Consider the following 23,668-nt stretch of genomic DNA (forward strand, 5'->3'; position numbering starts at 1 on the left):
GGGGCGGTGCACGCGCGGGCTGGCGCGGCGGCTGGCGATGGCGGCGCGCGCGGCGGCCAGGCGCGGGTCGGCGTCGGCCACGCGGCCGTCCAGCAGGCCGGCGAGCAGCGCCACTTCGCCCAGCTTTTCGGTGGCGAATGCGAGCCAGGTGCGCAACTCGGGGTCCAGCGCATCCTCGCCCGCCAGGCTGACGGGCACGTGCAGCAGCGAGCATGAGGGCGCCACCCACAGCGGCCCGGTGTGCTTGGCGGCCACGGGGCGCAGCAGGGCCAGGGCGGCGTCGGGGTCGGTGCGCCAGATGTTGCGCCCGTCCACCACGCCCACCGACAGCACCTTGTAGCCCGGCAGCCAGTCGGCCACGCCCGTCAGCTCCTGCGGGGCGCGCACGGCGTCCACGTGCAGGCCGGCCACGGGCAGCTGGCAGGCCAGGCGCAGGTGGCCCTCCAGGGGCGAGAAGTAGGTGGCCAGCAGCACCTGCGGGCCGGCCTTGCCGAGCTGCCAGTACGCGGGCTCGAAGGCCTGTGTCCAGGCGGAGGGCAGGTCCAGGCCCAGGATGGGCTCGTCGATCTGCACCCACTCCACGCCCTGGGCCTTCAGGCGCGCGAGGATCTGCGCGTAGACGGGCAGCAGGCGCTCCAGCAAAGCCAGCCGGTCGAACGGCGCCTCGCCCTTCTCCTTGGACAGCCACAGGAAGGTGAGCGGCCCCACGAGCTGCGCCTTCACGCGGTGGCTCAGCGCCTGGGCCTCGGCCACCTCGTCGAACAGGCGCTCGCTGGCCAGGCGGAACGCGGTGCCGGCGTGCAGCTCGGGCACGAGGTAGTGGTAGTTGGTGTCGAACCACTTGGTCATCTCCAGCGCGGGCTGGCCTTCGCCGGAATGTGGCGCGTGCGCGCAGCCCGCGCCGCAGGCCTCGGCACCGTGGCCTTGCACGCCGCGCGCCATGGCGAAGTAGCGCGCCAGCTCCGGCGTGCCGGGCGCGAAGCCGAAGCGCGGGCTCTCGCAGCCCAGCATCTGGATGTGGTGGGCCATGTGGTCGTAATAGGCGAAGTCGCCCACCGTAGCGAAGGCCAGGCCCGCGTCGCGCTGGGCCTGCCAGTGGCGCGCGCGCAGCTGGGCGCCCACGGCTTCGAGCGCGGCGGCGTCGATCTCGCCGCGCCAGTGGCGCTCCAGCGCCGTTTTCAGTTCGCGCTGCGCGCCCATGCGGGGAAAGCCCAGTGTGTGGGTGAAGATGGGGGAGGCGGCCATGGTCCGGAAGTCCTTGTGCAAGAGAAAACCGCGATGGTCGGCCAAGCGCGTTTATGATTCAAACGAAAGTTTTGTCTTGTCAGCTTGAATATTTCTAATGATGCAGTCCATCCTGGAGGTCCGCCATCTGCGCACGCTGCAGGCCCTGCGCGACAGCGGCAGCCTGGTGCGGGCGGCGCAGCTGCTCAACCTCACGCAGTCGGCGCTGTCGCACCAGATCAAGCTGCTCGAGGACCGCTACGGCACGCCGTTGTTCGAGCGCAAGTCCGTGCCGCCGCAGTTCAGCGCCACCGGCGCGCGCCTGCTGCAGCTGGCCGACGCCGTGCTGCCGCAGGTGGAGGCGGCCGAGCGCGATGTGGCGCGGCTGTCCCAGGGGCAGGGCGGGCAGATGCGCATCGCCGTGGAGTGCCACACCTGCTTTGACTGGCTGATGCCCGCCATGGACGCCTTCCGCGCGCGCTGGCCCGAGGTGGAGCTGGACATCGTGAGCGGCTTCCACGCCGACCCCGTGGGCCTGCTGCACCAGGGCCGGGCGGACCTGGCCATCGTCTCCGAGCTGGACGCCGGGGAGGCGGGCGCCGTGGACTACCACCCCCTGTTCGGCTTCGAGATCCGCGCGCTGCTGGCCCACGGCCACCCGCTGCTGGACAAGCCCTTCCTGCAGGCGCAGGACTTCGCGGACCAGACCCTCATCACCTACCCGGTGCCCGACGAGATGTTGGACCTCGTGCGCCAGGTGCTGGAGCCCGCCGGCGTGCGCCCGCCCCGGCGCACCACCGAGCTGACGGTGGCCATGCTGCAGCTCGTGGCCAGCGGCCGGGGCGTGGCCGCCCTGCCACTGTGGGCGGTGCAGGGCTACCTGGACCGGGGCTACGTGGCCGCGCGCCCCATCGGCGCGCGCGGCTTGCGCGGCGAACTGCACGCGGCCTGCCTGCCGCAGCTCTCGCCCAGGCCCTTCCTGCAGGACTTCGTGCGCGTGACGCGCGAGACGAGCTTCGTCACGCTCAAGGGCGTAGAGCTGCTTTAGTTTTGATAGCTGCTTGCGCTTTCTGGATACGCGCTAGAGACTGATCTCATTCGTATTTCTTTTCGAGCGCATCCCAGAACGGCTTGCCTACCAGCCGCTGGCGCTCGGCGAACGGGGCGACCAGCGCCGGGTCTTCGCGCACCTCGCGCGCGTCGCGCAGCTGGGTCAGCACCTTCTGCATGCCGGCCACGGCGCCCTGCAGCGCGGCGTTGGCGTAGAGCACGAAGCCGTAGCCGAGCCGGCCCAGCTCGTCGGCGCCCACGATGGGCGTCTTGCCGCCGATGACCATGTTCATGAGCTGGGGCGCTTGCAGGCGCTGGGGCAGGGCGCGCACGTGTTCCGCCGTGGTGACGGCCTCGACGAAGAGGATGTCGGCGCCCGCCTCGGCGTACGCTTGGGCGCGCTCCACGGCGGCGTCGAAGCCGTGCACGGCCGCCGCGTCGGTGCGGGCCATGACCAGCAGGCCGTCGCGGCGCGCATCCACGGCGGCGCGGATCTTGCCGACCATCTCGCCAGCCTCGATCACGGCCTTGCCGTTGAAGTGGCCGCAGCGCTTCGGGCTCACCTGGTCTTCGAGCTGGATGCAGTCCGCGCCCGCGCGCTCCAGGGTGCGCACGGCGTGGTAGGTGTTGAGCGCGTTGCCGAAGCCGGTGTCGGCGTCCACGATCAACGGCACCTCCACCGCGTCGCGGATGCGGGCGGTGTGGTCGGCGATGTCGGTCAGGCCCATGAAGGCCTGGTCGGGCAGGCCGAACCACATGTTGGTGACCCCCGCGCCGGTGACGTAGATCGCCTCGTAGCCCAGGTCGGCGACGACACGGGCGGAGAGGGCGTTGAATGCGCCAGGGACGATGACGCCCCGGCGGGCTTCGGCGAGGGCCTTGAGTTGCTGCTTGGTGTTCATGCGGATGCCTGGAAAGTGTCGGCGGGGATGCGTACCCAGCCTTCCATGAGGATGCGGGCGCTGCGGCTCATGAGGGCTTTGGTGACTGTCCACTGGCCATTGATTTGCTGTGCTTCGGCGCCCACGCGCAAAGTGCCCGAGGGGTGGCCGAAGCGCACGGCGTTGCGTGTGCCGCCACCGGCTGCCAGGTTGACCAGCGTGCCCGGAATAGCCGCCGCCGTACCGATGGCCACGGCCGCCGTGCCCATCATGGCGTGGTGCAGCTTGCCCATGGACAGGGCGCGCGCGAGCAGGTCGATGTCGCCCGCTTCGATGCGCTTGCCGCTGGACGCGGTGTAGCCGGCGGGCGGGGCGACGAAGGCGATCTTTGGCGTGTGCTGGCGCTGGGCGGCCTCGGCCACGTCGCGGATCAGGCCCATCCTGACGGCGCCGTGCGCGCGGATGATTTCGAAGCGCGCGAGCGCGGCGCGGTCCTCGTTGATGTCGCCCTGCAGCTCGGTGCCGGTGTAGCCGATGTCCCTGGCATTGAGGAAGATGATGGGAATGCCCGCGTTGATGAGCGTGGCCTGGAAGCTGCCGACTCCCGGCACCTCCAGCGTGTCCACCACGTTGCCGGTGGGGAACATCGCGCCGCTCTCATCGGCAGGTTCAAGGAACTCCAGCGGCACCTCGGCGGCGGGGAAGGTCACGCCGTCCAGCTCGAAGTCGCCCGTCTCCTGCACCTGGCCGTTGCTGATCGGCACATGGGCCACGATGGTCTTGGCCGTATTGGCCTGCCAGATGCGCACGGTCACGCTGCCTTGGATGGGAATGCGCGCCGCGTCGATCAGCCCCAGGTGGATGGCGCACGGCCCCACGGCGGCGGAGAGGTTGCCGCAGTTGCCGCTCCAGTCGACGAAGGGCCGGTCGATGCTGACCTGCCCGAACAGGTAGTCGACGTCGTGCCCGGGCCGCGTGCTGCGGGAGAGGATGACGGCCTTGCTGGTGCTGGACGAGGCGTTGCCCAGGCCGTCGATCTGCTTGCCGTAGGGGTCGGGGCTGCCCAGCACGCGCAGCAGGATGGCGTCGCGCTGCGGGCCGGGCGGGGGCAGGTCTTTCGCGTCGAAGAACACGCCCTTGCTGGTGCCGCCGCGCAGGTAGGTGGCGGGGATCTTGATTTGCGGTGAGTTGCTCATTTTTCAATAGCTGGTGGCGCTTGAGCATCAAGCGCTGCAGGCCGATTGGGCCAGAAAGTCCTGGGCGAAGCGCTGCAGCACGCCGCCCGCTTCGTACACCGAGACTTCCTCGGCCGTGTCGAGGCGGCAGGTGACGTCGACGCGATCGGTCTGGCCGTTCCTGCGGTGGATGACCAGCGTGAGGTCGGCGCGCGGCTGCAGGTCGCCCTCCACGTCATACGTTTCTGTCCCGTCGAGTTGCAGCGTGAGGCGGTTGACGCCCGGCTTGAACTCCAACGGCAGCACGCCCATGCCGATCAGGTTGGTGCGGTGGATGCGCTCGAAGCCCTCGGCCACCACCGTTTCCACGCCCGCCAGGCGCACGCCCTTGGCGGCCCAGTCGCGGCTGGAGCCCTGGCCGTAGTCGGCGCCGGCGATGATGATGAGCGGCTGGCGGCGGTTCAGGTAGGTCTCGATGGCCTCCCACATGCGCACCACCTGGCCTTCGGGCTCGATGCGGGCCAGCGACCCCTTCTTCACCTGGCCATCGACCACGGCCATCTCGTTGACGAGCTGCGGGTTGGCGAAGGTGGCGCGCATGGCGGTCAGGTGGTCGCCGCGGTGCGTGGCGTAGGAGTTGAAGTCCTCCTCGGGCAGGCCCATCCTGTGCAGGTACTCGCCGGCGGCGCTGTCCAGCAGGATCGCGTTGGACGGTGACAGGTGGTCGGTGGTGATGTTGTCGGGCAGCAGGGCCAGCGGGCGCATGCCCTTGAGCGTGCGCGGGAAGGCCGCCAGCGCGCCCACGCCTTCCGTGTCCCAGTACGGCGGGCGGCGGATGTAGGTGGACTGCGGGCGCCAGTCGTACTGCGGCGCGGCTTTTTCGCCGTCATCGACACGGATGGTGAACATCGGCTCATAGACCTTGCGGAACTGCTCGGGCTTGACCGCCTTCGCGACGATGGCGTCGATCTCCTCGTCGCTGGGCCAGATGTCCTTCAGGCGGATTTCCTTGCCGTCCACCACCGTGAGCACGTCGTTCTCGATGTCGAAACGCACCGTGCCCGCGATCGCATAGGCCACCACCAGCGGCGGCGAGGCCAGGAACGCCTGCTTGGCATACGGGTGGATGCGTCCGTCGAAATTGCGGTTGCCCGAGAGCACGGCTGTGGCGTAGAGGTCGCGGTCGATGATCTCCTGCTGGATCTTCGGGTCGAGTGCGCCGCTCATGCCGTTGCAGGTGGTGCAGGCGAAGGCGACGATGCCGAAGCCGAGCTTTTCCAGATCGCCGAGCAGGTTCGCTTCCTCCAAATACAGCTCCACGGCCTTGGAGCCTGGCGCGAGCGAGGTCTTGACCCAGGGCTTGCGCACCAGGCCCAGCCGGTTGGCGTTGCGCGCCAGCAGCGCGGCGGCGATCACGTTGCGTGGGTTGCTGGTGTTGGTGCAGCTGGTGATGGCGGCGATGATGACGGCGCCGTCGGGCATCAGGCCGCGCGCTTCTTCCGAGCGCGCCATCTCCAGCTTGATGGGGCCCGCGATGCCGCGGTCCACCAGCGCCGACGTGGGCAGGCGGCGGTGCGGGTTGGACGGGCCGGCCATGTTGCGCACCACGCTGGACAGGTCGAACGCCAGCACGCGCTCGTACTGCGCGGTTTGCAGCGCCGTGCGCCAGAAGCCCGCCTGCCTGGCGTAGTTCTCGACCAGCGCGATCTGTTCGGGGCTGCGGTCGGTGAGCCTGAGGTAGTCGATGGTCTGCTGGTCGATGTAGAACAGCGCCGCCGTGGCGCCGTACTCGGGGCACATGTTCGAGATGGTCGCGCGGTCGCCGATCGAGAGGCTGTCCGCGCCCTCGCCGAAGAACTCCACATACGCGCCCACCACCTTCTCCTTGCGCAGGAACTCGGTCAGCGCCAGGGCGATGTCGGTCGCGGTGATGCCCGGCTGGCGCCTGCCGGTGAGCCTGACGCCCACGATGTCGGGCAGGCGCATCCACGAGGCGCGGCCCAGCATCACGTTCTCGGCCTCCAGCCCGCCCACGCCCACGGCGATCACGCCCAGCGCGTCGACGTGCGGCGTGTGGCTGTCGGTGCCCACGCAGGTGTCGGGGAAGGCCACGCCGTCCTGTACGTAGACCACGGGAGACATTTTTTCCAGGTTGATCTGGTGCATGATCCCGTTGCCCGCCGGGATCACGTCCACGTTGGCGAAGGCCTTCTTCGTCCACTCGATGAAGTGGAAGCGGTCCTCGTTGCGGCGGTCCTCGATGGCGCGGTTCTTGGCGAACGCATCGGGGTCGTAGCCGCCGCATTCCACGGCCAGCGAGTGGTCCACGATGAGCTGCACCGGCACGACGGGGTTCACGGCAGCGGGGTCGCCGCCTTCTTGCGCAATCGCATCGCGCAGGCCGGCCAGATCGACCAGCGCGGTCTGCCCCAGGATGTCGTGGCACACCACGCGCACCGGGAACCAGGGGAAGTCCAGCTCGCGCTTGCGCAGGGTGAGCTGGCGCAGGTAGCCGTTCAACTGCGCCGGGTCGGCGCGGCGCACCAGGTTCTCGGCGTGCACGCGGGCGGTGTAGGGCAGGGTGTCCCAGGCGCCGGGCCGGAGGGACTCGACGGCCTCGCGCGCGTCGAAGTAGTCAAGCGCCGTGCCGGGCAGGCGCTTGCGGAATGCGTTGTTCATCATCGTGGAGCGAGGCAGGGATCAGCGGCGTTGTTCGATCGGGACGAAGGTCTGGTCTTCCGGGCCCGTGTAGTTCGCGCTGGGCCGGATGATCTTGTTGTCGATGCGCTGCTCGACGATGTGCGCCGCCCAGCCGCTGGTGCGCGCGATCACGAACAGCGGGGTGAACATGGCGGTGGGCACGCCCATCATGTGGTAGCTCACGGCGCTGAACCAGTCGAGGTTGGGGAACATTTTCTTCACTTCCAACATGACCTGCTCCAGCCGCTCGGCGATGTCGTACATCTTGGTCGAGCCCGCCTCGTCGGACAGGCGCTTGGCCACGCCCTTGATGACGACGTTGCGCGGATCGCTCACCGTGTAGACCGGGTGGCCGAAGCCGATCACCACTTCCTTGGCCTCCACGCGGCGGCGGATATCTTCTTCCGCCTCATCGGGGTTGTCGTAGCGCTTCTGGATCTCGAAGGCCACCTCGTTCGCGCCGCCGTGCTTGGGGCCGCGCAGCGCGCCGATGGCGCCGGTGATGGCCGAGTACACGTCGCTGCCCGTGCCCGCCACCACGCGCGCGGTGAAGGTCGATGCGTTGAACTCGTGCTCCGCATAGAGGTTGAGCGAAGTGTGCATGGCCCGCTCCCACGCTGCGCTGGGCTTCCTGCCGTGCAGCAGGTGCAGGAAGTGCGCGCCGATGGAGTCGTCCTCCGTCTCCACCTCGATGCGCTTGCCCGAGCTGCTGAAGTGGTACCAGTACAGCAGCATGGAGCCGAGCGAGGCCATGAGCCGGTCGGCGATGTCGCGCGCGCCCGGCAGGTTGTGGTCGTCCTTCTCGGGCAGCGCGCAGCCCAGGGCGGAGACGCCCGTGCGCATCACGTCCATCGGGTGGCTGGCGGCGGGCAGCTGCTCCAGCGCCTGCTTCACGCTGATGGGCAGGCCGCGCAGCGCCTTGAGCTTGGCCTTGTACGCGGCGAGTTCGGCGCGCGTGGGCAGCTTGCCGTGCACCAGCAGGTGGGCGATTTCCTCGAACTCGCAGACCTCGGCGATGTCCAGGATGTCGTAGCCGCGGTAGTGCAGGTCGTTGCCCGTGCGGCCCACGGTGCACAGTGCCGTGTTGCCGGCGGTCACGCCCGAGAGGGCGACGGATTTCTTCGCCTTGGGGGCGGCGGTCGTGGTGGCGGTGGTCATGTGGTCTCCGGTTTCAGGTAGGCGTTGGCGATGGGCGCGGGGCGGCCGTGGGCGTCCACGGCCACCATCTCGAAAACCCCTTTCAGCACTTCTTCGGTCGGCGTGCCCGGGGCCTGCGCGAGGCCGGTCACGCACACGGTGAGCGAGCTGCGGCCCACGCGGCTGACCCAGGCGCGCAGCAGGAGCTGCTGGCCCACGCCCACGGGGGCGAGGAAGTCCACGCGGGTCACGCTGGCCATCACCACCTCGCGCTGCGCCGCCCCGCGCGCGGCCAGGAAAGCAGCACGGGCCATGCGGTTCAGCCCGTTGCCGGCGAACAGCGTGCCGTGGTGGTTGGCATCTCCGGGAAACACCATGTCCGCCGTCTCGGCGGTGCCTTGGGGGGTTGTCATGCTTCGCAATCTACGCACAATAGCTCCCCCGCATAAGGCCTGAATTGGCGAATGGTTGTGAACTTTTCCCCCGGGTTTTGCGAATATTGCGAAAGATCAGCAAGAGAGAGCGATGAAAAAAACCTTCATGGGCGTGCGCCTGCGCCGCCTGCGCGAGGAGCGCGGCATGACCCAGGTGGCGCTGGCGCGCGCGCTCGACCTGTCGGCCAGCTACCTGAACCAGATCGAGCAGAACCAGCGCCCGCTCACCGTGCCCGTGCTGCTCAAGATCAACGCCGTGTTCGGCGTGGACGTGCAGCGCTTTTCCGACGACGACGAGGCGCGCCTGATCGCCGGCCTGCGCGACGTGATGGCCGATGTGGCCGCCGCCAGCCCGGGCGATGCGGTGTCGCTCGCCGAGATCCGCGAGCTGGCCGCCAACATGCCCGCCGTGGCGCGTACGCTGCTCGCCCTGCACGAGGGGCGGCGCGAGGCGCGCGAGCGGCTGGAGGCGCTGTCGCAGCACCTGGGCGACGACCGCGCGGGCCCGGCGGCGCAGGCGCCCATGGCCTACGAGGAGGTGCGCGACTTCTTCTTCGCCCGGCACAACCACATCGCCGAGCTGGACGACGCGGCCGAGCGCCTGGCCTTCGAATGGCGCCTGCCGCTCGGCGCGCCCGAGCCCGGTTTGCTGCACCGGCTGGAGACCGCCCACGGCGTGCGCGTGGCCCTGCTGGCCGAGCCCGGCCCCGGCCATGAGGGCGAGGCCACGCAGCGGCGCTTCGACGCGGCCGCGCGCGTGCTGTACCTGTCGCCCGCGCTGCAGGGCGCGCAGCGCGCCTTCCAGATGGCCACGCAACTGGCCTTCCTGGAGATGGAGCCGCAGTTGCGCCGCATCGTGCAGGGCGCGGGCCTGTCGGGCGATGCGGCGCGTTCGCTCGCGCGCATCGGCCTGGCCAACTACTTCGCGGGCGCGCTGCTGCTGCCCTATGCCACCTTCCTGCATGCGGCCGAGGCGCTGCACTACGACATCGAGCGGCTGGGCCAGCGCTTCGGCGTGGGCTTCGAGACCGTGTGCCACCGCCTGTCCACCCTGCAGCGCCCCGGCGCGCGCGGCGTGCCGTTCTTCTTCATCCGCGTGGACCGCGCGGGCAACATCAGCAAGCGCCAGTCGGCCACGCACTTCCACTTCAGCAAGATCGGCGGCACCTGCCCGCTGTGGAACGTGTACGAGGCCTTCGCCCAGCCCGGCCGCATCGTGCGCCAGCTGGCGCGCATGCCCGACGGCCGCGCCTACCTGTGGATCGCGCGCACCGTCACGCGCAGCGCGGGCGGCTGGGGCGCGCCGGACAAGACCTTCTCGGTGGCGCTGGGCTGCGACGTGCAGCACGCCGACCAGCTCGTCTACGCGCGCGGGCTGGACCTGGCCGACCCCGGGGCCGCCGTGCCCATCGGCATGGGCTGCAAGGTGTGCGAGCGCACGGCCTGCCCGCAGCGGGCGTTCCCGCCCATCGGGCGCGCGCTGGAGGTGCAGGAAGACCGCAGCAGCCTGGTGCCGTACCGGGTGGCGTAGCGCTATCGAATAAGGAGCTGCTCGCGCTTGGTGGATAAGCGCTGGAGGCCGGAAAGACTTGAATCCAGGTCAGGCCAGCTTCTTCTGCCAGAACATGGCTTTTCCCATGGCCGGGTCGAGCTCGTAGCCCGCGAAGCCGAAGGCGCGGTAGGCGCGCTGCGCCACGGCGTTGCCCTCCAGCACCTCCAGGGTCAGCTTGCAGCATTGGCGCTCCCGGGCGCATTCCTCGGCCTTGGCGAGGATCTTTTGCGAGAGGCCGCGGCCGCGGAACCGGGGCGCGACCACCATGTCGTGGACGTTGAGCAGCGGCATGCAGGCGAAGCTGGAAAATCCCTCGATGCAGATCGCCAGGCCGGCCGGCTCGCTGCCGACGAACGCCAATATCGCCAGGGCCTGCGGGCGCTTGCGCAGTTCGGCGACGAGGTTGTCCTTCACGAAACCGGGGAGCGGGGCGCCGCCGCCCATGGTGTCTTGCGCGTACGCGTCGAGAAGCTGCACGACGGCCTGGGCGTGCGGCGGGTGGGCCCAGTTTGCGATGACGATGCTTTCCGTATCGGCCGCGGGGGTGGAGAGGTCGGGCATGCGTGGATTCCTCGGATTCAAAACTTGGCGGGCGGCTCGTCGTCCAACGATGCGCTCCACCGGTCGCCCCAGCCGCGCTCCAGCTCGTCCATGCTGCGCCGGTCGCGCTTGGTGGGGCGGCCTTCGCGCAGGCTGGCGGCGGGCTCGGGCGCCAGGCGGCGCGCCTCGGCGGCCTGGGCGCGGGCGGCGATGCTCCCGGCGGTTTCCTCGTAGAGCTGCTGGGCCACGGGAGCGGGGCCGCGGTAGTTGCTCAGGGAGCGCACGACCACGGTGCGCGCCACCGGGCCCTGGCGCAGCGCCACGGTGTCGCCCACGCGCAGCTCGCGCGAGGCCTTGGCGGCCTGGGCGTTGACGGTGACGCGGCCCTTGGCCGTTTCTTCGACCGCCAGGGCGCGTGTCTTGTAGAAGCGGGCGCACCACAGCCACTTGTCCAGGCGCATGGATTCGGGAGGAAGGGTCATGGCGCAATTGTCGCCAACGGCGCCAGGGGCAGGCGTACGACGGCATCCAATCCGAGGATGCGCGCGCCCTCGCGGCGGTTGGCCAGGGCGATGGTGCCGCCCAGGGCCTGCACGATCTCGCGGCAGATGGCCAGCCCCAGGCCGGAGCCGGTGCGCACGTCGCCGGCCGAGAAGGGCTGGAACAGGCGCGCGGCCAGCTCGTCGTCGATGCCGGGGCCGCCGTCGGCGATGGTGAGGATGGCATGGCGGCCATCGCCGTGGCGGCCGTCGGCGCGCAGGGCGACGGCCAGCTCGGTGCCGGGCGGGGCGTGGCGGATGGCGTTGTGCAGCAGGTTGCGGCACAGCTCGCGCAGCATCCATTCGTGCGCATGCACGGGGGCGGCGCAGGTGTCGATGCCGAAGTCCAGGTCGCCCTGGGCGACGAGGGGCGAGAGCTCCAGCGCGATCTCGCGCAGCACAGCGTCCAGGCGCGTGACGGGCACGGCGCCCTGCTGGCGCAACTGCTCCACCTTGGCCAGGGCCAGCATCTGGTTGGCGAGCTGGGTGGCGCGGTCCACGGTGTCGCCGATCTCGTGCAGCGCCTGCGGCGCGGGCGTGTCGCCGCGCAGCGCGGACTGCACCTGTACCTTGAGCACGGCCAGCGGCGTGCGCAGCTGGTGCGAGGCATCGCGCACGAAGCGCTGCTGGTGCGCGAGCAGGTGCGACAGGCGCTGCATGACGGCGTTGGTGGCGTCGATCAGCGGCTGAAGCTCGCGCGGCGCGGCGGGCGCGGCGATGGGGGCCAGGTCGCCCTCGGGGCGCGCGCGCAGGTCGGCGCTGAGCTGGCGCACGGGCCGCGTGGCGCGCTGCACCACCAGCACCACGAGCAGCGCGATCAGGCCCAGCAGCAGCGCCTGGCGGGTGAGGGTGGTGCGCAGGATCTGCAGCGCGGCGGCCTCGCGCAGCTCCAGCGTCTCGGCCACCTGCACCACGGCCATGCCCCGGCCCTCGCTGCTGGCCACGGGCTGCAGCAGCACGGCCACGCGCACGGGCGCGCCGCGGAACTGGTCGTCGTAGAAGTCCACCAGCGCCGCATAGGGCGGCCGCGCGGGGATGGCGCCGCGCCACACGGGCAGCTCGGCGAAGCCCGAGACCATCTCGCCGTGCAGGTTGGAGACGCGGTAGAACATGCGGCTCTGGTTGTCGGCCTCGAAGGCCTCCAGCGCCGCGTAGGGCACGGTGGCGTGCAGCTCGGCCAGCTCGTCCCAGCCGCGCACGTCGAGCTGTTCGCTGATGGTCTTGGCCGATGCCAGCAGCGTGCGGTCGTAGGCCGTGTGCAGCGCGGCCAGCGCCTGGCGGTGCAAGCTGTAGGTGTTGACGGCGACGAACAGCAGCGTGGGCAGCAGGATACCCACGAGCAGCTGGCGGCGCAGCGAGCGGGGGCGGCTCACGCCTCGGCCTTCAGCAGGTACCCGAGGCCGCGCAGCGTCATCAGCACCACGCCGGTGCCCGCGAGCTTCTTGCGCACGCGGTAGACCACGACCTCGATGGCCTCGTACTGCACGTCGCTCTGTCCGGGAAAGACCAGCTCGTACAGCCGCTCCTTGGCCACGGCGCGCCCGGGCTGGGCCAGCAGCGCGCGCAGCAGGGCCAGCTCGCGCGGGGTGAGGTCCATGGGCGCGTCGTGGGCATAGATGGCGCCGCTGTCCTTGTCGTGGCGCAGCACGCCCAGCGTGGCGGCGGCGGGGGCGGGCCTGGCCTCGGCCGCGTCGCTGCTGCGGCGCACCAGGGCGCGCAGGCGCGCCTCCAGCTCGTCCAGGTCGAAAGGCTTGGGCAGGTAGTCGTCGGCGCCGGCGTTCAGGCCCAGCACGCGGTCGCCCACGGTGCCGCGCGCGGTGAGCAGCAGCACGGGCGTGCGCAGGCCGGCGGCGCGCGCCTGCTGCAGCACCTGCAGGCCGTCCAGGCCGGGCAGGGTCAGGTCGAGCACCACGGCGTCGGGCGGGCGGGCGCGCCACTCGGCCAGCGCGGCGCGGCCGTCGGACAAGGCGGTGATGGCCATGCCCCGGCGCGTGAGCGAGCGCTGCAGCGTGGCCTGCATGGTGGCATCGTCTTCGACGAGGAGCAGTTGCATGGTGCGCGGATTGTCCGGCCTGCGGCGCGGCGCGGGGCGGCGGCGCCGGCGGAGCGTGCGCGGATGCGTGATAACCCCTAGCGCCAGGACAGCGGTTTGACAGCTTGCGCGCGCATCATCGTCCGGTCGGTTCAACCAATGATGCACAAGGAGACTCCATGCGCCGCGACACCTTCCTGAAATCCCTGGCCGCGCTGGCCGCCGCCGGCAGCCTGCCGCTGTCGGCCCAGGCGGCCGTGGCCGTCAAGATGATGATCCCCGCCAACCCCGGCGGCGGCTGGGACACCACCGGCCGCGCCCTGGGCAAGGCGCTGCAGGACGCGGGTGTGGCCTCGTCGGTCACGTACGACAACAAGGGCGGCGCGGCCGGCGCCATCGGCCTGGCGCAGTTCGTCAACGGCAGCAAGGGCGACCCGAACGCCATGATGGTGATGGGCGCCGTGATGCTCGGCGGCATCATCACCGGCAAGCCGCCCGTGGGCCTGGACCGGGTGACGCCGCTGGCGCGCCTGACCAGCGAATACAACGTGTTCGTGCTGCCCGCCAACTCGCCTTTCAAGACCATGGCCGACGTGGTGGCCCAGCTCAAGAAGGACCCGGGCAGCGTGAAGTGGGGCGGCGGCTCGCGCGGCTCCACTGAGCACATCGCGGCGGCCATGATCGCGCGCGAGGTGGGCGTGGACCCGGCCAAGATCAACTACGTGGCCTTCCGTGGGGGCGGCGAGGCCACGGCGGCCATTCTGGGCGGCAATGTGACCATCGGCGGCAGCGGCTACAGCGAGTTCGCCGAGTACATCGCCGCGGACAAGATGCGCCCCATCGGCGTGACCTCGGGCACCCGCCTGCCGAGCGTGAACGTGCCCACGCTCAAGGAGCAGGGCATCAACGTCGAGATCGGCAACTGGCGCGGCGTCTATGGCGCGCCAGGCATCTCCAAGGCCCAGCGGGATGCGCTGATCGCGCTGATCGAGAAAGCCACCAAGAGCAAGGCCTGGGCCGAGGCGCTGCAGAAGAACGACTGGACGCCCGCGTGGCTGGCCGGCGATGCGTTCGCCGCCTTCGTGGATGCCGAGTTCGCGAGCCTGCGTGCCACGATGGTCAAGTCCGGCATGGTGTAGCGCAGGTACACCCCCTGGGTGCTGCGCGCCTTCCCCCCGCTCTCGCATTGCTCCGCAATGCGGGCAGGGGGACGTACCCAGTGGCCTGGCACAGCCAGCTCCACGGGTGTCCTGGCTTGGGCCGCGCCAGTTTCAGGGGCGATGCTTTTTTTGTTTTCAGGAGTCGCCATGTCCGATCCCTCTCTTGCCGGCGCCGACGAGGCGCCGGATTGCATTCCCTCGCCGCGCGCGCAGACCGTCGTCGGCGTCGGCGTGCTGCTCGTGGCCGCCGGCATGGCTTTCGGCGCGCTGCAGATCTCGTCCGAGGCCGGCTACGGCGGCGTCGGTCCCAACTTCCTGCCGTGGCTGTGCGCCGTGGTGCTGGCCGTGTGCGGCGCCTGGCTGGTGTGGGAGGCGCGCACCGGAGGCTTTCGCGAGGCGTCCGATCCGGGCGGGCAGCCCCGGGCCGATATCGGCCCCTTCGTCTGGGTGTCCACGGGCCTGCTGGTCAATGCGGCGCTGATCGGCACCGTGGGCTTCATCGTGAGCTGCACCGTGTGCTATGTGCTGGCCGTTCAGGGCCTGCGCCGCGCGGGGCGCCAGCCGCTGGCGGGCACGCCCGCCACCTGGGCCAAGGACGTGGCGACGGGGCTGCTGATCTCCGCGCCGGTGTTCTGGGCCTTCACGCAGTTCCTGGCGATCAACCTGCCGGGTCTCACTGAAACGGGGTGGCTATGAACCTCTTTATGGCCCTTTTATGGGGTACGTTGCCCCGCCACGGCAGTGGCTGCAAAGCGCAAACCGCAGACGGGCTGGTGGCCCGGCGAGGATTTGCAACGCGGCAGACGCTGCCGTGGCAGGGCAACCCTTCGGGCATGGCAGCAAACGGCCACGCTCGTTGTTGCCCACCTTGCCCAGGCCGCCAGCATGGGCTGCGGTGGGCGCCTAGATCGTGGCCGTTTGCTGCCATGCGCACCCCATAAAAAGGCCACAAAGAGGTTCTCAATGGAAATCTTCGACGCACTCCTGGCGGGCTTCGCCACCGCCATCACCCCTGCCAACCTGTTGTGGGCCCTGGTGGGCTGCGCCCTGGGCACGGCCGTGGGCGTGCTGCCCGGCATCGGGCCGGCCGTGGCCGTGGCCATGCTGCTGCCCATCACGGCCAAGGTCGAGGTCACGGCCTCGATGATCTTCTTCGCGGGGATCTACTACGGCGCCATGTACGGGGGATCGACCACCTCCATCCTGCTCAACACGCCGGGCGAGACGGCGAGCATGGTCACCGCCATGGAGGGCAACAAGATGGCCAAGAGCGGCCGCGCGGGGGCGGCGCTGGCCACGGCGGCCATCGGCTCCTTCGTGGCGGGCACGGTGGCCACGGTGGTGGTGACGCTGTTCGCGCCCTCGGTTGCCGAGTTCGCCGTGAAGCTGGGCCCGCCCGAATACTTCATGCTGATGGTGCTGGCCTTCACCACCGTGAGCGCGGTGCTGGGCCAGAGCGCGCTGCGCGGCATGACGGCGCTGTTCCTGGGCCTGGCGCTGGGCTGCGTGGGCATGGACCAGATCTCGGGCGCCGCACGCTACACGGCGGGGCAAATGGAGCTGCTGGACGGCATCGACATCGTGCTCGTGGCCGTGGGCCTGTTCGCCGTGGCCGAGGTGCTCTACGCGGCGCTCTACGAGGGCCGCGTGGTCGAGACGCAGAACAAGCTGAGCCGCGTGCACATGTCGGCGCGCGACTGGAAGCGCTCCTGGCCCGCATGGCTGCGCGGCACGGCCATCGGCACGCCATTCGGCTGCATCCCCGCGGGCGGCACCGAGATCCCCACCTTCCTGAGCTACGCGACCGAGAAGAAGCTCGCCAAGGGCGAGGACAAGGCCGAGTTCGGCGGCAAGGGCGCCATCGAGGGCGTGGCCGGCCCGGAGGCCGCGAACAACGCCACGGTGACGGCCGCGCTGATCCCGCTGCTCACGCTGGGCATTCCCACCAGCAACACCACGGCGGTGCTGCTGGGCGCGTTCCAGAACTACGGCATCAACCCGGGGCCGCAGCTGTTCAGCAGCTCGGCCGCGCTGGTGTGGGCGCTGATCGCGTCGCTCTACATCGGCAACCTCATGCTGCTGGTGCTGAACCTGCCCATGGTGGGCCTGTGGGTCAAGCTGCTCAAGGTGCCGCGCCCGCAGCTCTACGCGGGCATCCTGATCTTCGCCACGGTGGGCGCCTACGGCATGCGCCAGAGCGCGTTCGACCTGTTCCTGCTGTACGCCATCGGCGTGCTGGGGGTGGTGATGCGGCGCTTCGACTTCCCCACCGCGCCGGTGGTGGTGGGCATGATCCTGGGGCCGCTGGCCGAGGCGCAGATGCGCAACGCCGTGGCGCTGGGAGAGGGGAGCTGGTGGATCTTCCTGCAGCGGCCCATGTCGCTGGCGCTGGTGGTGATCGTGCTGGCCGTGCTCATCGTGCCGCGCGTGCTGCGCCACTGGGCGGTGCGCAAGGCAGCTCGCCGCCACCACTACCAGTCCGCCGACGACATCGTCTGACGGGCCAGCACCCGGGGGCTTGGCCGCCCCCGGGACTCCCCACCAGAGAGTGTGCTTGCACGGGCGCGGAGTGTAGCACGTGATTGAGAATCGTTCTTGTTAATAATGGTCAACATGGGGCGCCGCGCTACCATCGCCCCATGCCGCTGAACACCGACGCCTCGCCCCTGCCGCTGGATGCGCAGGGCATCCTGGAACTGGCCGCGCGCTCCATGTTCCAGCTCTTCTCCAGCATGAGCCAGGGCATGTTCCTGGTGGACCTGAGCGGGCGCATCGTGTGGGTGAACGAGGGCTACCGGCGCTTCCTGCCGGACCTGGGCGTGGGCTCCGTCAACGACTTCGTGGGCCGCATGGTGGAGGAGGTGATTCCCAACACCCAGATGCGCCGCGTGCTGGAGACGGGCCAGCCCGTGCTGGTGGATCTGCTCACCAACAAGGCCGGCACCTTCGTGGTCAGCCGCATTCCGCTGCGCGGCGAGGGCGGCCAGGTGATCGGCGCCATCGGCATCGTGCTGTTCGACCACCCCGAGACTACGCTGCAGCCGCTGATCGGCAAGTTCGCCCGGCTGCAGCGCGACCTGGACGAGGCGCGCCGCGAGCTGGCCGCGCAGCGCAGCCGGCTGCCCGCGGGGCAGGGCGCGCGCCGGGCCAAGCACACCTTCGCCAGCTTCGTGGGCGCCAGCCCCGCGGCTGTGGAGGTCAAGCGCCAGGCGCGCCGCGCGGCGCAGTCGCAAAGCCCGGTGCTGCTGCTGGGCGAGACGGGCACGGGCAAGGAGCTGCTGGCGCATGCCATCCACGCGGCCTCGGCGCGCGCCGCCGGGCCCTTCGTGAGCGTGAACATCGCGGCCGTGCCCGACACGCTGCTGGAGGCCGAGTTCTTCGGCGTGGCGCCGGGCGCCTACACCGGCGCCTCGGCCAAGGGGCGCGAGGGCAAGTTCAAGCTGGCCGACGGCGGCACGCTGTTCCTCGACGAGATCGGCGACATGCCGCCCAGCCTGCAGGCCAAGCTGCTGCGCGCGCTGCAGGAGGGCGAGATCGAGCCGTTGGGCAGCAACCAGCTCGTGCCGTTCGACGTTCGCGTGGTGGCCGCCACCTCGCGCGACCTGGCCGCGCTGGTGCGCGAGGGGCGCTTCCGCGAAGACCTGTTCTACCGCCTGCACGTGCTGCCCATCCGCGTGCCGCCGCTGCGCGAGCGGCGCTCGGACATCCCCGCGCTCGTGGAAGCGCTGGGCGAAGACCTGGCCCTGCGCAGCGCCGCCGCGCCGCCCGAGCTGCTGCCCGACGCGCTGGCGCTGCTGGCAGGCCAGGCCTGGCGCGGCAACATCCGCGAGCTGCGCAACGTGCTGGAGCAGGCGGCCATGCGCAGCGACACCCTGGCCATCGGCGCGCAGCAGCTGCACGACGTGCTGCGCGAGAGCGGCGTGGAGCCCGCCGCCCCGGCGCCTGCGCTGGAGCATGCCGAGCCCGACGAGGCCGCGCGCCTGCTGCGGCCCCTGGCCGTGCAGGTGGCGGAGCTGGAGCAGCGTGCCATCGCTGCCGCGCTGGCGCTGCACGGCGGAAACAAGCTGGCCACGGCGCGGCACCTGGGCATCTCACGCGCCACGCTGTACGAACGCATGGAAAACCCTGATAAATAATCAGGCAATTGTCTGTTTTTCAGGCATTGATTTGTCTCAAAAACAAACAAAACCAGTGGCTTTTGCGCCATTTCGCAGAAAAACCGCCTGCAGACAGGCTGGCATGGTGTGTGCAATCACGGGGCGGCATTGCCCAACGATTCAAGAGGAGACACACATGCACCATCGCCGCACCTTCGCCGTCCGCGCCTGCGCTCTGGCCGCTGTCCTGGCCGCCGCGTGGGGGCCGTCCGCCGCCATGGCCCAGCAGGAGATCCGCATCGCCCACGTCTACAGCAAGACCGGCCCGCTGGAGGCCTACGGCAAGCAGACGCAGGCGGGCCTGATGATGGGCCTGGAATACGCCACCGGCGGCACCATGGCGGTGGCCGGCAAGAAGCTGGTGGTGATCGAGAAGGACGACCAGGGCAAGCCCGACCTGGGCAAGAGCCAGCTCGCCACCGCGTATTCCGACGACAAGGCCGACCTGGCCGTGGGCCCCAGCGCCTCGGGCGTGGCGCTGGCCATGCTGCCGGTGGCCGAGGAGTACAAGAAGGTGCTGATCGTCGAGCCCGCCGTGGCCGACTCCATCACCGGCGACAAGTGGAACAAGTACATCTTCCGCACGGGCCGCAACTCCAGCCAGGACGCGATCGGCAACGCCGTCGCCATCGACAAGCCCGGCACCACCATCGCCACGCTGGCGCAGGACAACGCCTTCGGCCGCGACGGCGTGAAGGCGTTCAAGGACGCCATCAAGAAGGGCAAGCTGGTGCACGAGGAATACCTGCCCGCCGCCACCACCGACTTCACGGCCGGCGCGCAGCGCCTGATCGACAAGCTCAAGGACCAGCCGGGCAAGAAGGTCATCTGGATCGTCTGGGCGGGCGCGGGCAACCCGTTCAAGATCAACGACATGGACCTGAAGCGCTACGGCATCGAGATCGCCACGGGCGGCAACATCCTGCCGGCCATGGCCGCCTACAAGGGCATGCCGGGCATGGAGGGCGCCACGTACTACTACTTCGGCATCCCCAAGAACCCGGTGAACGAGGCGCTCGTCTCCATGCACTACAAGCAGTACAAGACGCCGCCGGACTTCTTCACCGCCGGTGGCTTCTCGGCGGCCATGGCCATCGTCACCGCGCTCAAGAAGACGAACGGCGACACCAGGAGCAACACCCTCATCAAGGCCATGGAGGGCATGAGCTTCGAGACGCCCAAGGGCACCATGACCTTCCGCAAGGAAGACCACCAGGCCATGCAGAGCATGTACCACTTCCGCATCAAGAACGACCCGGCCTTCGCCTGGGGCGTGCCGGAGCTGGTGCGCGAGATCAAGCCCGAAGAGATGCAGGTGCCGATCCGCAACGGCCGCTGATCCACTCCTGTTTCGATAGCTGCCAGCGCTTGTCCATCAAGCGCTGGAGGCCATTTTCATTCAAACAATGCTTGCAACCCAGGACCTGACCGTGCGCTTCGGCGGCCACGTGGCGGTGAACGCCGTGACCTGTGCCTTCGCGCCGGGCACGCTCACCGCCATCGTCGGCCCCAACGGCGCGGGCAAGACCACGTACTTCAACCTGATCTCGGGCCAGCTCAAGGCCACGGCGGGCACGGTGTCGCTGGGCGGGCGCGACCTGACGGAGCTGCCCGCCTCGGCACGCACGCGCGCCGGGCTGGGCCGCGCGTTCCAGCTCACCAACCTGTTTCCCCACCTCAGCGTGCTGGAGAACGTGCGCCTGGCCGTGCAGGCCACCCGGGAGGGCGCGCACCGGCGCGGCCTGAACCTGTGGAGCGTGTGGAGCGACCACCCGCAGCTCACGGCGCGCGCCCAGGAGATCCTGCGCGCCGTGGCGCTGATGCACCGGCAGGACGCGCCCGTCGCCAGCCTGCCGCACGGCGACCAGCGCAAGCTGGAGGTGGCGCTGCTCATGGCGCTGGAGCCGCAGGTCTACATGTTCGACGAGCCCACCGCCGGCATGAGCCACGACGAGGCGCCAGTGGTGCTGCAGCTCATCCGCGCGCTGAAGAAGGACAAGACCAAGACCATCCTGCTCGTGGAGCACAAGATGGACGTGGTGCGCGAGCTGGCCGACCGCATCATCGTGCTGCACAACGGCACGCTGGTGGCCGACGGCGACCCGGCCGAGGTGATCGCCTCGCCCATCGTGCAGGAGGCCTACCTGGGCACCGCCGCGAAGGAGGCCGCATGAAGGAGGGCAGCATGACCACGGCGAGCACGAACCTGCTGGAGCTCTCCGGCGTGCACACGCACATCGGCGCCTACCACATCCTGCACGGCGTCAACCTCGCCGTGCCGCGCGGGCAGCTCACCATGCTGCTGGGCCGCAACGGCGCGGGCAAGACCACCACGCTGCGCACCATCATGGGCCTGTGGCAGGCCAGCCAGGGCCGCATCGTGATGGACGGCGCCGACATCGCTGGCTGGCCCACGCCGCGTATCGCACAGCAGGGCATCGCCTACGTGCCCGAGAACATGGGCATCTTCGCGGACCTGACGGTGAAGGAAAACCTGCTGCTGGCTGCGCGCGGCGCGCGCACCGCCGCGCAGATGGACGAGGCGCGGCTGGAGTGGATCTTCGGCCTCTTTCCCGCCGTGCAGAAGTTCTGGAACCACCCGGCCGGCAAGCTCAGCGGCGGGCAAAAGCAGATGGTGGCCGTGGCCCGCGCCATCGTCGAGCCGCGCGCACTGCTCATCGTGGACGAGCCCAGCAAGGGCCTCGCGCCCGCCATCGTGAACAACATGATCGACGCCTTTGCGCAACTGAAAGCAAGCGGCACCACCATCCTGCTCGTGGAGCAGAACCTGCACTTCGCCAAGCGCCTGGGCGACCACGTGGCGGTGATGGACGACGGCGTGGTGGTGCACGCCGGCCCCATGGCCGCGCTGGCCGCCGACGAGGCATTGCAGCAGTCGCTGCTGGGGCTGGCGCTATGAGCGGATACAAGCCAAATCAGGCCATAGCGCCCGCCAATAAAGCGCAACCAGCTATCAAAAAAGAAGCGATGGCGCGCGACATCGATTGGCTGCCCATCGCCCTCGTGCCCGCGCTGATGCTGGCCCCGCTGCCCTTCATCGGCTCGGCCAGCACCTGGGCCACGCTCACCGTGGCGGGGCTGGCCATGGGCATGATCGTGTTCATCATCGCCTCGGGCCTCACGCTGGTCTTCGGCCTCATGGACGTGCTGAACTTCGGCCACGGCGTGTTCATCGCGCTGGGCGCATTCGTGGCCACCAGCGTGCTCGGCGCCATGGGCGACTACACGCAAAGCGCCGAACTCTGGCGCAACCTGCTCGCCGTGCTGCCCGCGATGGTGGTCGCCATGCTGGTGGCGGGCGCGGTGGGGCTGGCGTTCGAGCGCTGCATCGTGCGGCCTGTCTATGGGCAGCACCTCAAGCAGATCCTCATCACCATGGGCGGCATGATCATCGGCGAGGAGCTCATCAAGGTCATCTGGGGCCCGCAGCAGATCCCGCTGCCGCTGCCCGAGGCGATGAAGGGCGCGTGGATCGTGGGCGACGCGGCGGTGGAGAAATACCGCGTGCTCGCCGTCTGCGTGGGCCTGGGCGTTTTCGCGCTGCTGGCGTGGACGCTCTCGCGCACCAAGGTGGGCCTGCTGATCCGCGCGGGCGTGCAGGACCGCGAGATGGTCGAGAGCCTGGGCTACCGCGTGCGGCGCCTGTTCGTGGGCGTGTTCGTGGCCGGCAGCGCGCTGGCGGGCCTGGGCGGGGTGATGTGGGGCCTGTACCAGCAGAACGTGGTGCCGCAGATGGGCGCGCAGGTCAACGTGCTGATCTTCATCGTCATCATCATCGGCGGGCTGGGCAGCACCGGTGGGGCGCTGATCGGCGCGCTGCTCGTGGGGCTGATGGCGAACTACACGGGCTTTCTCGTGCCCAAGGTGGCGCTGTTCTCCAACATCGCGCTCATGGTGGCCGTGCTCCTGTGGCGGCCGCAAGGTGTGTACCCCGTAGCGAATCGTTGAGACCATGATGAACCGCATTCTTTCCGGCGACTATCCGCGCAGCAGGGTGCTGGCGGTGCTGCTCGTGGCTGTCTTCCTCGGGCTGGCGGCGGCGCCCTTCGTCTTTCCCGGCGTGAAGGCGCTCAACGTGGCGGCCAAGGTGCTGGTGTTCGTGGTGCTGGTGGCCAGCTTCGACCTGCTGCTGGGCTACACCGGCATCGTGAGCTTCGCGCACACCATGTTCTTCGGCATCGGCGCCTACGGCATCGCCATCGCCACCAGCCGCATGGGCGCTACCTGGGGAGCGCTGGCCGTGGGGCTGGGCGCGGCGCTGGCGCTGTCGCTGCTGCTGGCGCTGGCCATCGGCCTGTTTTCGCTGCGCGTGCGGGCCATCTTCTTCGCCATGATCACGCTGGCCGTGGCGGCGGCGTTCCAGACGCTGGCCTCGCAGCTCTCCGACTGGACGGGCGGCGAGGACGGGCTGACCTTCAAGCTGCCGCTGCTGCTGTCGCCCAGCTTCGAGCCGTTCGAGGACGAGGTGCTGGGCGTGCTGATCGACGGGCGCATCGTCACCTACTACCTGCTGTTCGCGGTCGCCGTGGTGCTGGTGCTGGCGCTGCTGCGCATCGTGAACTCGCCCTTCGGCCGCGTGCTGCAGGCCATCCGCGAGAACGAGTTCCGCGCCGAGGCCATCGGCTACCGCGTCGTGGTCTACCGCACCACGTCCAGCGTGCTCTCCGCCCTGTTCGCCACGCTCGCGGGCGCCATGCTCGCGCTCTGGCTGCGCTACAACGGGCCGGACACCTCGCTCAGCTTCGAGATCATGATGGACTGCCTGCTCATCGTCGTGATCGGCGGTATGGGCACCATCTACGGCGCCGTGATCGGCTCGGTGCTGTTCGTGGTGGCGCAGAGCTACCTGCAGGACCTGCTGCGCATCGGCTCGGAGGCCGCCGCCGGCCTGCCGTGGCTGGCCGCGCTGCTGTCGCCCGACCGCTGGCTGCTGTGGCTGGGCCTGCTGTTCGTGCTGTCCGTCTACTACTTCCCCACCGGCGTGGTGGGGCGCCTGCGTTCCCTGCGCATCCGCTAGCGATGTGCCTTTCCGTCCCTGCATGACAACCATTACCCCCAAGGAGACA

The 23,668-nt window shown here is 69.8% G+C and carries 20 protein-coding genes and 1 pseudogene; 11 read left to right on the forward strand and 10 right to left on the reverse strand.

Features of this window, described 5'->3' with window-relative positions; all coding sequences use genetic code 11:
- Positions 1-1,245 (reverse strand): annotated as a pseudogene (locus tag AVS7_RS05155) (5-methyltetrahydropteroyltriglutamate--homocysteine S-methyltransferase); the annotation flags it as partial.
- A 97-nt stretch (positions 1,246-1,342) separates the two neighbouring features.
- On the opposite strand from AVS7_RS05155, the gene AVS7_RS05160 reads away from it, so the two are divergent.
- Positions 1,343-2,272: a LysR family transcriptional regulator gene (locus AVS7_RS05160; RefSeq protein ID WP_020227356.1), complete on the forward strand. Its 930-nt coding sequence runs from the start codon at positions 1,343-1,345 to the stop codon at positions 2,270-2,272.
- 46 nt (positions 2,273-2,318) lie between these two features.
- On the opposite strand, the gene AVS7_RS05165 is transcribed toward AVS7_RS05160, so the two are convergent.
- The 5 genes from AVS7_RS05165 to AVS7_RS05185 are packed head-to-tail and all read right to left on the reverse strand — an operon-like array spanning position 2,319 to position 8,580.
- Positions 2,319-3,176 carry an oxaloacetate decarboxylase gene (locus AVS7_RS05165; protein ID WP_020227357.1) on the reverse strand — a complete coding sequence of 286 codons (858 nt, stop codon included), beginning with the start codon at positions 3,174-3,176 and terminating at the stop codon, positions 2,319-2,321.
- Positions 3,173-4,351, reverse strand: coding sequence for a 2-methylaconitate cis-trans isomerase PrpF (gene prpF, locus AVS7_RS05170; RefSeq protein ID WP_020227358.1), 1,179 nt, complete (start codon positions 4,349-4,351; stop codon positions 3,173-3,175). The genes AVS7_RS05165 and prpF overlap by 4 nt, the downstream gene beginning before the upstream one ends.
- A gap of 27 nt (positions 4,352-4,378) precedes the next feature.
- The gene (gene acnD / locus AVS7_RS05175; RefSeq protein ID WP_034690069.1) at positions 4,379-7,009 is read right to left on the reverse strand and encodes a Fe/S-dependent 2-methylisocitrate dehydratase AcnD; all 2,631 of its coding nucleotides are present in this window, start codon (positions 7,007-7,009) and stop codon (positions 4,379-4,381) included.
- A 21-nt stretch (positions 7,010-7,030) separates the two neighbouring features.
- A complete protein-coding gene (gene prpC / locus AVS7_RS05180) occupies positions 7,031-8,188 on the reverse strand; it encodes a 2-methylcitrate synthase (RefSeq protein WP_020227360.1) in 1,158 nt (385 codons plus the stop codon).
- Positions 8,185-8,580, reverse strand: coding sequence for an acyl-CoA thioesterase (locus AVS7_RS05185; RefSeq protein ID WP_034690055.1), 396 nt, complete (start codon positions 8,578-8,580; stop codon positions 8,185-8,187). The genes prpC and AVS7_RS05185 overlap by 4 nt, the downstream gene beginning before the upstream one ends.
- Positions 8,581-8,692: 112 nt before the next feature.
- Between AVS7_RS05185 and AVS7_RS05190 the strand changes: the two genes are divergently transcribed.
- Complete coding sequence (locus tag AVS7_RS05190; protein ID WP_020227362.1) at positions 8,693-10,132, forward strand: short-chain fatty acyl-CoA regulator family protein; 1,440 nt, start codon at positions 8,693-8,695, stop codon at positions 10,130-10,132.
- A gap of 69 nt (positions 10,133-10,201) precedes the next feature.
- On the opposite strand, the gene AVS7_RS05195 is transcribed toward AVS7_RS05190, so the two are convergent.
- Genes AVS7_RS05195 through AVS7_RS05210 form a run of 4 tightly spaced genes read right to left on the reverse strand, consistent with a single transcriptional unit; the run spans position 10,202 to position 13,285 of the window.
- A complete protein-coding gene (locus AVS7_RS05195; protein ID WP_020227363.1) occupies positions 10,202-10,714 on the reverse strand; it encodes a GNAT family N-acetyltransferase in 513 nt (170 codons plus the stop codon).
- 17 nt (positions 10,715-10,731) lie between these two features.
- Complete coding sequence (locus AVS7_RS05200; RefSeq protein ID WP_034690059.1) at positions 10,732-11,175, reverse strand: RNA-binding S4 domain-containing protein; 444 nt, start codon at positions 11,173-11,175, stop codon at positions 10,732-10,734.
- Entirely contained in the window at positions 11,172-12,605 is a 1,434-nt protein-coding gene (locus AVS7_RS05205; RefSeq protein ID WP_020227365.1) for a sensor histidine kinase, read from the reverse strand. Before AVS7_RS05205 ends, AVS7_RS05200 begins: the two co-directional genes overlap by 4 nt.
- Entirely contained in the window at positions 12,602-13,285 is a 684-nt protein-coding gene (locus AVS7_RS05210; protein WP_020227366.1) for a response regulator, read from the reverse strand. Before AVS7_RS05210 ends, AVS7_RS05205 begins: the two co-directional genes overlap by 4 nt.
- A 158-nt stretch (positions 13,286-13,443) precedes the next feature.
- Between AVS7_RS05210 and AVS7_RS05215 the strand changes: the two genes are divergently transcribed.
- The 9 genes from AVS7_RS05215 to AVS7_RS05255 all read left to right on the forward strand — a co-directional run bounded on the left by AVS7_RS05215 (position 13,444) and on the right by AVS7_RS05255 (position 23,619).
- Positions 13,444-14,403 carry a tripartite tricarboxylate transporter substrate binding protein gene (locus AVS7_RS05215; RefSeq protein WP_020227367.1) on the forward strand — a complete coding sequence of 320 codons (960 nt, stop codon included), beginning with the start codon at positions 13,444-13,446 and terminating at the stop codon, positions 14,401-14,403.
- A 168-nt stretch (positions 14,404-14,571) separates the two neighbouring features.
- Positions 14,572-15,120, forward strand: a complete 549-nt coding sequence (locus AVS7_RS05220; protein ID WP_020227368.1) for a tripartite tricarboxylate transporter TctB family protein — start codon at positions 14,572-14,574, stop codon at positions 15,118-15,120.
- Positions 15,121-15,387: 267 nt separating this feature from the next.
- The gene (locus AVS7_RS05225) at positions 15,388-16,923 is read left to right on the forward strand and encodes a tripartite tricarboxylate transporter permease (protein ID WP_020227369.1); all 1,536 of its coding nucleotides are present in this window, start codon (positions 15,388-15,390) and stop codon (positions 16,921-16,923) included.
- Positions 16,924-17,063: 140 nt separating this feature from the next.
- Entirely contained in the window at positions 17,064-18,560 is a 1,497-nt protein-coding gene (locus AVS7_RS05230; RefSeq protein WP_020227370.1) for a sigma-54-dependent Fis family transcriptional regulator, read from the forward strand.
- A 157-nt stretch (positions 18,561-18,717) separates the two neighbouring features.
- On the forward strand, positions 18,718-19,920 hold the full coding sequence (locus AVS7_RS05235; RefSeq protein ID WP_020227371.1) for a substrate-binding domain-containing protein: 1,203 nt from the start codon (positions 18,718-18,720) through the stop codon (positions 19,918-19,920).
- Between the two features lie 67 nt (positions 19,921-19,987).
- The gene (locus AVS7_RS05240; RefSeq protein ID WP_020227372.1) at positions 19,988-20,755 is read left to right on the forward strand and encodes an ABC transporter ATP-binding protein; all 768 of its coding nucleotides are present in this window, start codon (positions 19,988-19,990) and stop codon (positions 20,753-20,755) included.
- An 11-nt stretch (positions 20,756-20,766) separates the two neighbouring features.
- A complete protein-coding gene (locus AVS7_RS05245) occupies positions 20,767-21,501 on the forward strand; it encodes an ABC transporter ATP-binding protein (RefSeq protein ID WP_200405912.1) in 735 nt (244 codons plus the stop codon).
- A gap of 68 nt (positions 21,502-21,569) precedes the next feature.
- The gene (locus AVS7_RS05250) at positions 21,570-22,550 is read left to right on the forward strand and encodes a branched-chain amino acid ABC transporter permease (protein WP_020227374.1); all 981 of its coding nucleotides are present in this window, start codon (positions 21,570-21,572) and stop codon (positions 22,548-22,550) included.
- Between the two features lie 4 nt (positions 22,551-22,554).
- Entirely contained in the window at positions 22,555-23,619 is a 1,065-nt protein-coding gene (locus AVS7_RS05255; RefSeq protein ID WP_024000982.1) for a branched-chain amino acid ABC transporter permease, read from the forward strand.
- Positions 23,620-23,668 lie beyond the last annotated feature (49 nt).

Source organism: Acidovorax sp. MR-S7, from assembly GCF_000400995.2.
Classification (GTDB): Bacteria; Pseudomonadota; Gammaproteobacteria; order Burkholderiales; family Burkholderiaceae_C; genus MR-S7.

Bases quoted from the DNA above. Each gene is read 5' to 3' on its own strand.
- prpC (WP_020227360.1), bottom strand. From the start codon at position 8,188: ATGACCACCGCCACCACGACCGCCGCCCCCAAGGCGAAGAAATCCGTC.
- prpF (WP_020227358.1), bottom strand. From the start codon at position 4,351: ATGAGCAACTCACCGCAAATCAAGATCCCCGCCACCTACCTGCGCGGC.
- AVS7_RS05195 (WP_020227363.1), bottom strand. From the start codon at position 10,714: ATGCCCGACCTCTCCACCCCCGCGGCCGATACGGAAAGCATCGTCATC.
- AVS7_RS05190 (WP_020227362.1), top strand. From the start codon at position 8,693: ATGAAAAAAACCTTCATGGGCGTGCGCCTGCGCCGCCTGCGCGAGGAG.
- AVS7_RS05230 (WP_020227370.1), top strand. From the start codon at position 17,064: ATGCCGCTGAACACCGACGCCTCGCCCCTGCCGCTGGATGCGCAGGGC.
- AVS7_RS05255 (WP_024000982.1), top strand. From the start codon at position 22,555: ATGATGAACCGCATTCTTTCCGGCGACTATCCGCGCAGCAGGGTGCTG.
- acnD (WP_034690069.1), bottom strand. From the start codon at position 7,009: ATGAACAACGCATTCCGCAAGCGCCTGCCCGGCACGGCGCTTGACTAC.
- AVS7_RS05245 (WP_200405912.1), top strand. From the start codon at position 20,767: ATGACCACGGCGAGCACGAACCTGCTGGAGCTCTCCGGCGTGCACACG.
- AVS7_RS05200 (WP_034690059.1), bottom strand. From the start codon at position 11,175: ATGACCCTTCCTCCCGAATCCATGCGCCTGGACAAGTGGCTGTGGTGC.
- AVS7_RS05225 (WP_020227369.1), top strand. From the start codon at position 15,388: ATGGAAATCTTCGACGCACTCCTGGCGGGCTTCGCCACCGCCATCACC.
- AVS7_RS05215 (WP_020227367.1), top strand. From the start codon at position 13,444: ATGCGCCGCGACACCTTCCTGAAATCCCTGGCCGCGCTGGCCGCCGCC.
- AVS7_RS05210 (WP_020227366.1), bottom strand. From the start codon at position 13,285: ATGCAACTGCTCCTCGTCGAAGACGATGCCACCATGCAGGCCACGCTG.
- AVS7_RS05165 (WP_020227357.1), bottom strand. From the start codon at position 3,176: ATGAACACCAAGCAGCAACTCAAGGCCCTCGCCGAAGCCCGCCGGGGC.
- AVS7_RS05185 (WP_034690055.1), bottom strand. From the start codon at position 8,580: ATGACAACCCCCCAAGGCACCGCCGAGACGGCGGACATGGTGTTTCCC.
- AVS7_RS05250 (WP_020227374.1), top strand. From the start codon at position 21,570: ATGGCGCGCGACATCGATTGGCTGCCCATCGCCCTCGTGCCCGCGCTG.
- AVS7_RS05160 (WP_020227356.1), top strand. From the start codon at position 1,343: ATGATGCAGTCCATCCTGGAGGTCCGCCATCTGCGCACGCTGCAGGCC.
- AVS7_RS05240 (WP_020227372.1), top strand. From the start codon at position 19,988: ATGCTTGCAACCCAGGACCTGACCGTGCGCTTCGGCGGCCACGTGGCG.
- AVS7_RS05235 (WP_020227371.1), top strand. From the start codon at position 18,718: ATGCACCATCGCCGCACCTTCGCCGTCCGCGCCTGCGCTCTGGCCGCT.
- AVS7_RS05220 (WP_020227368.1), top strand. From the start codon at position 14,572: ATGTCCGATCCCTCTCTTGCCGGCGCCGACGAGGCGCCGGATTGCATT.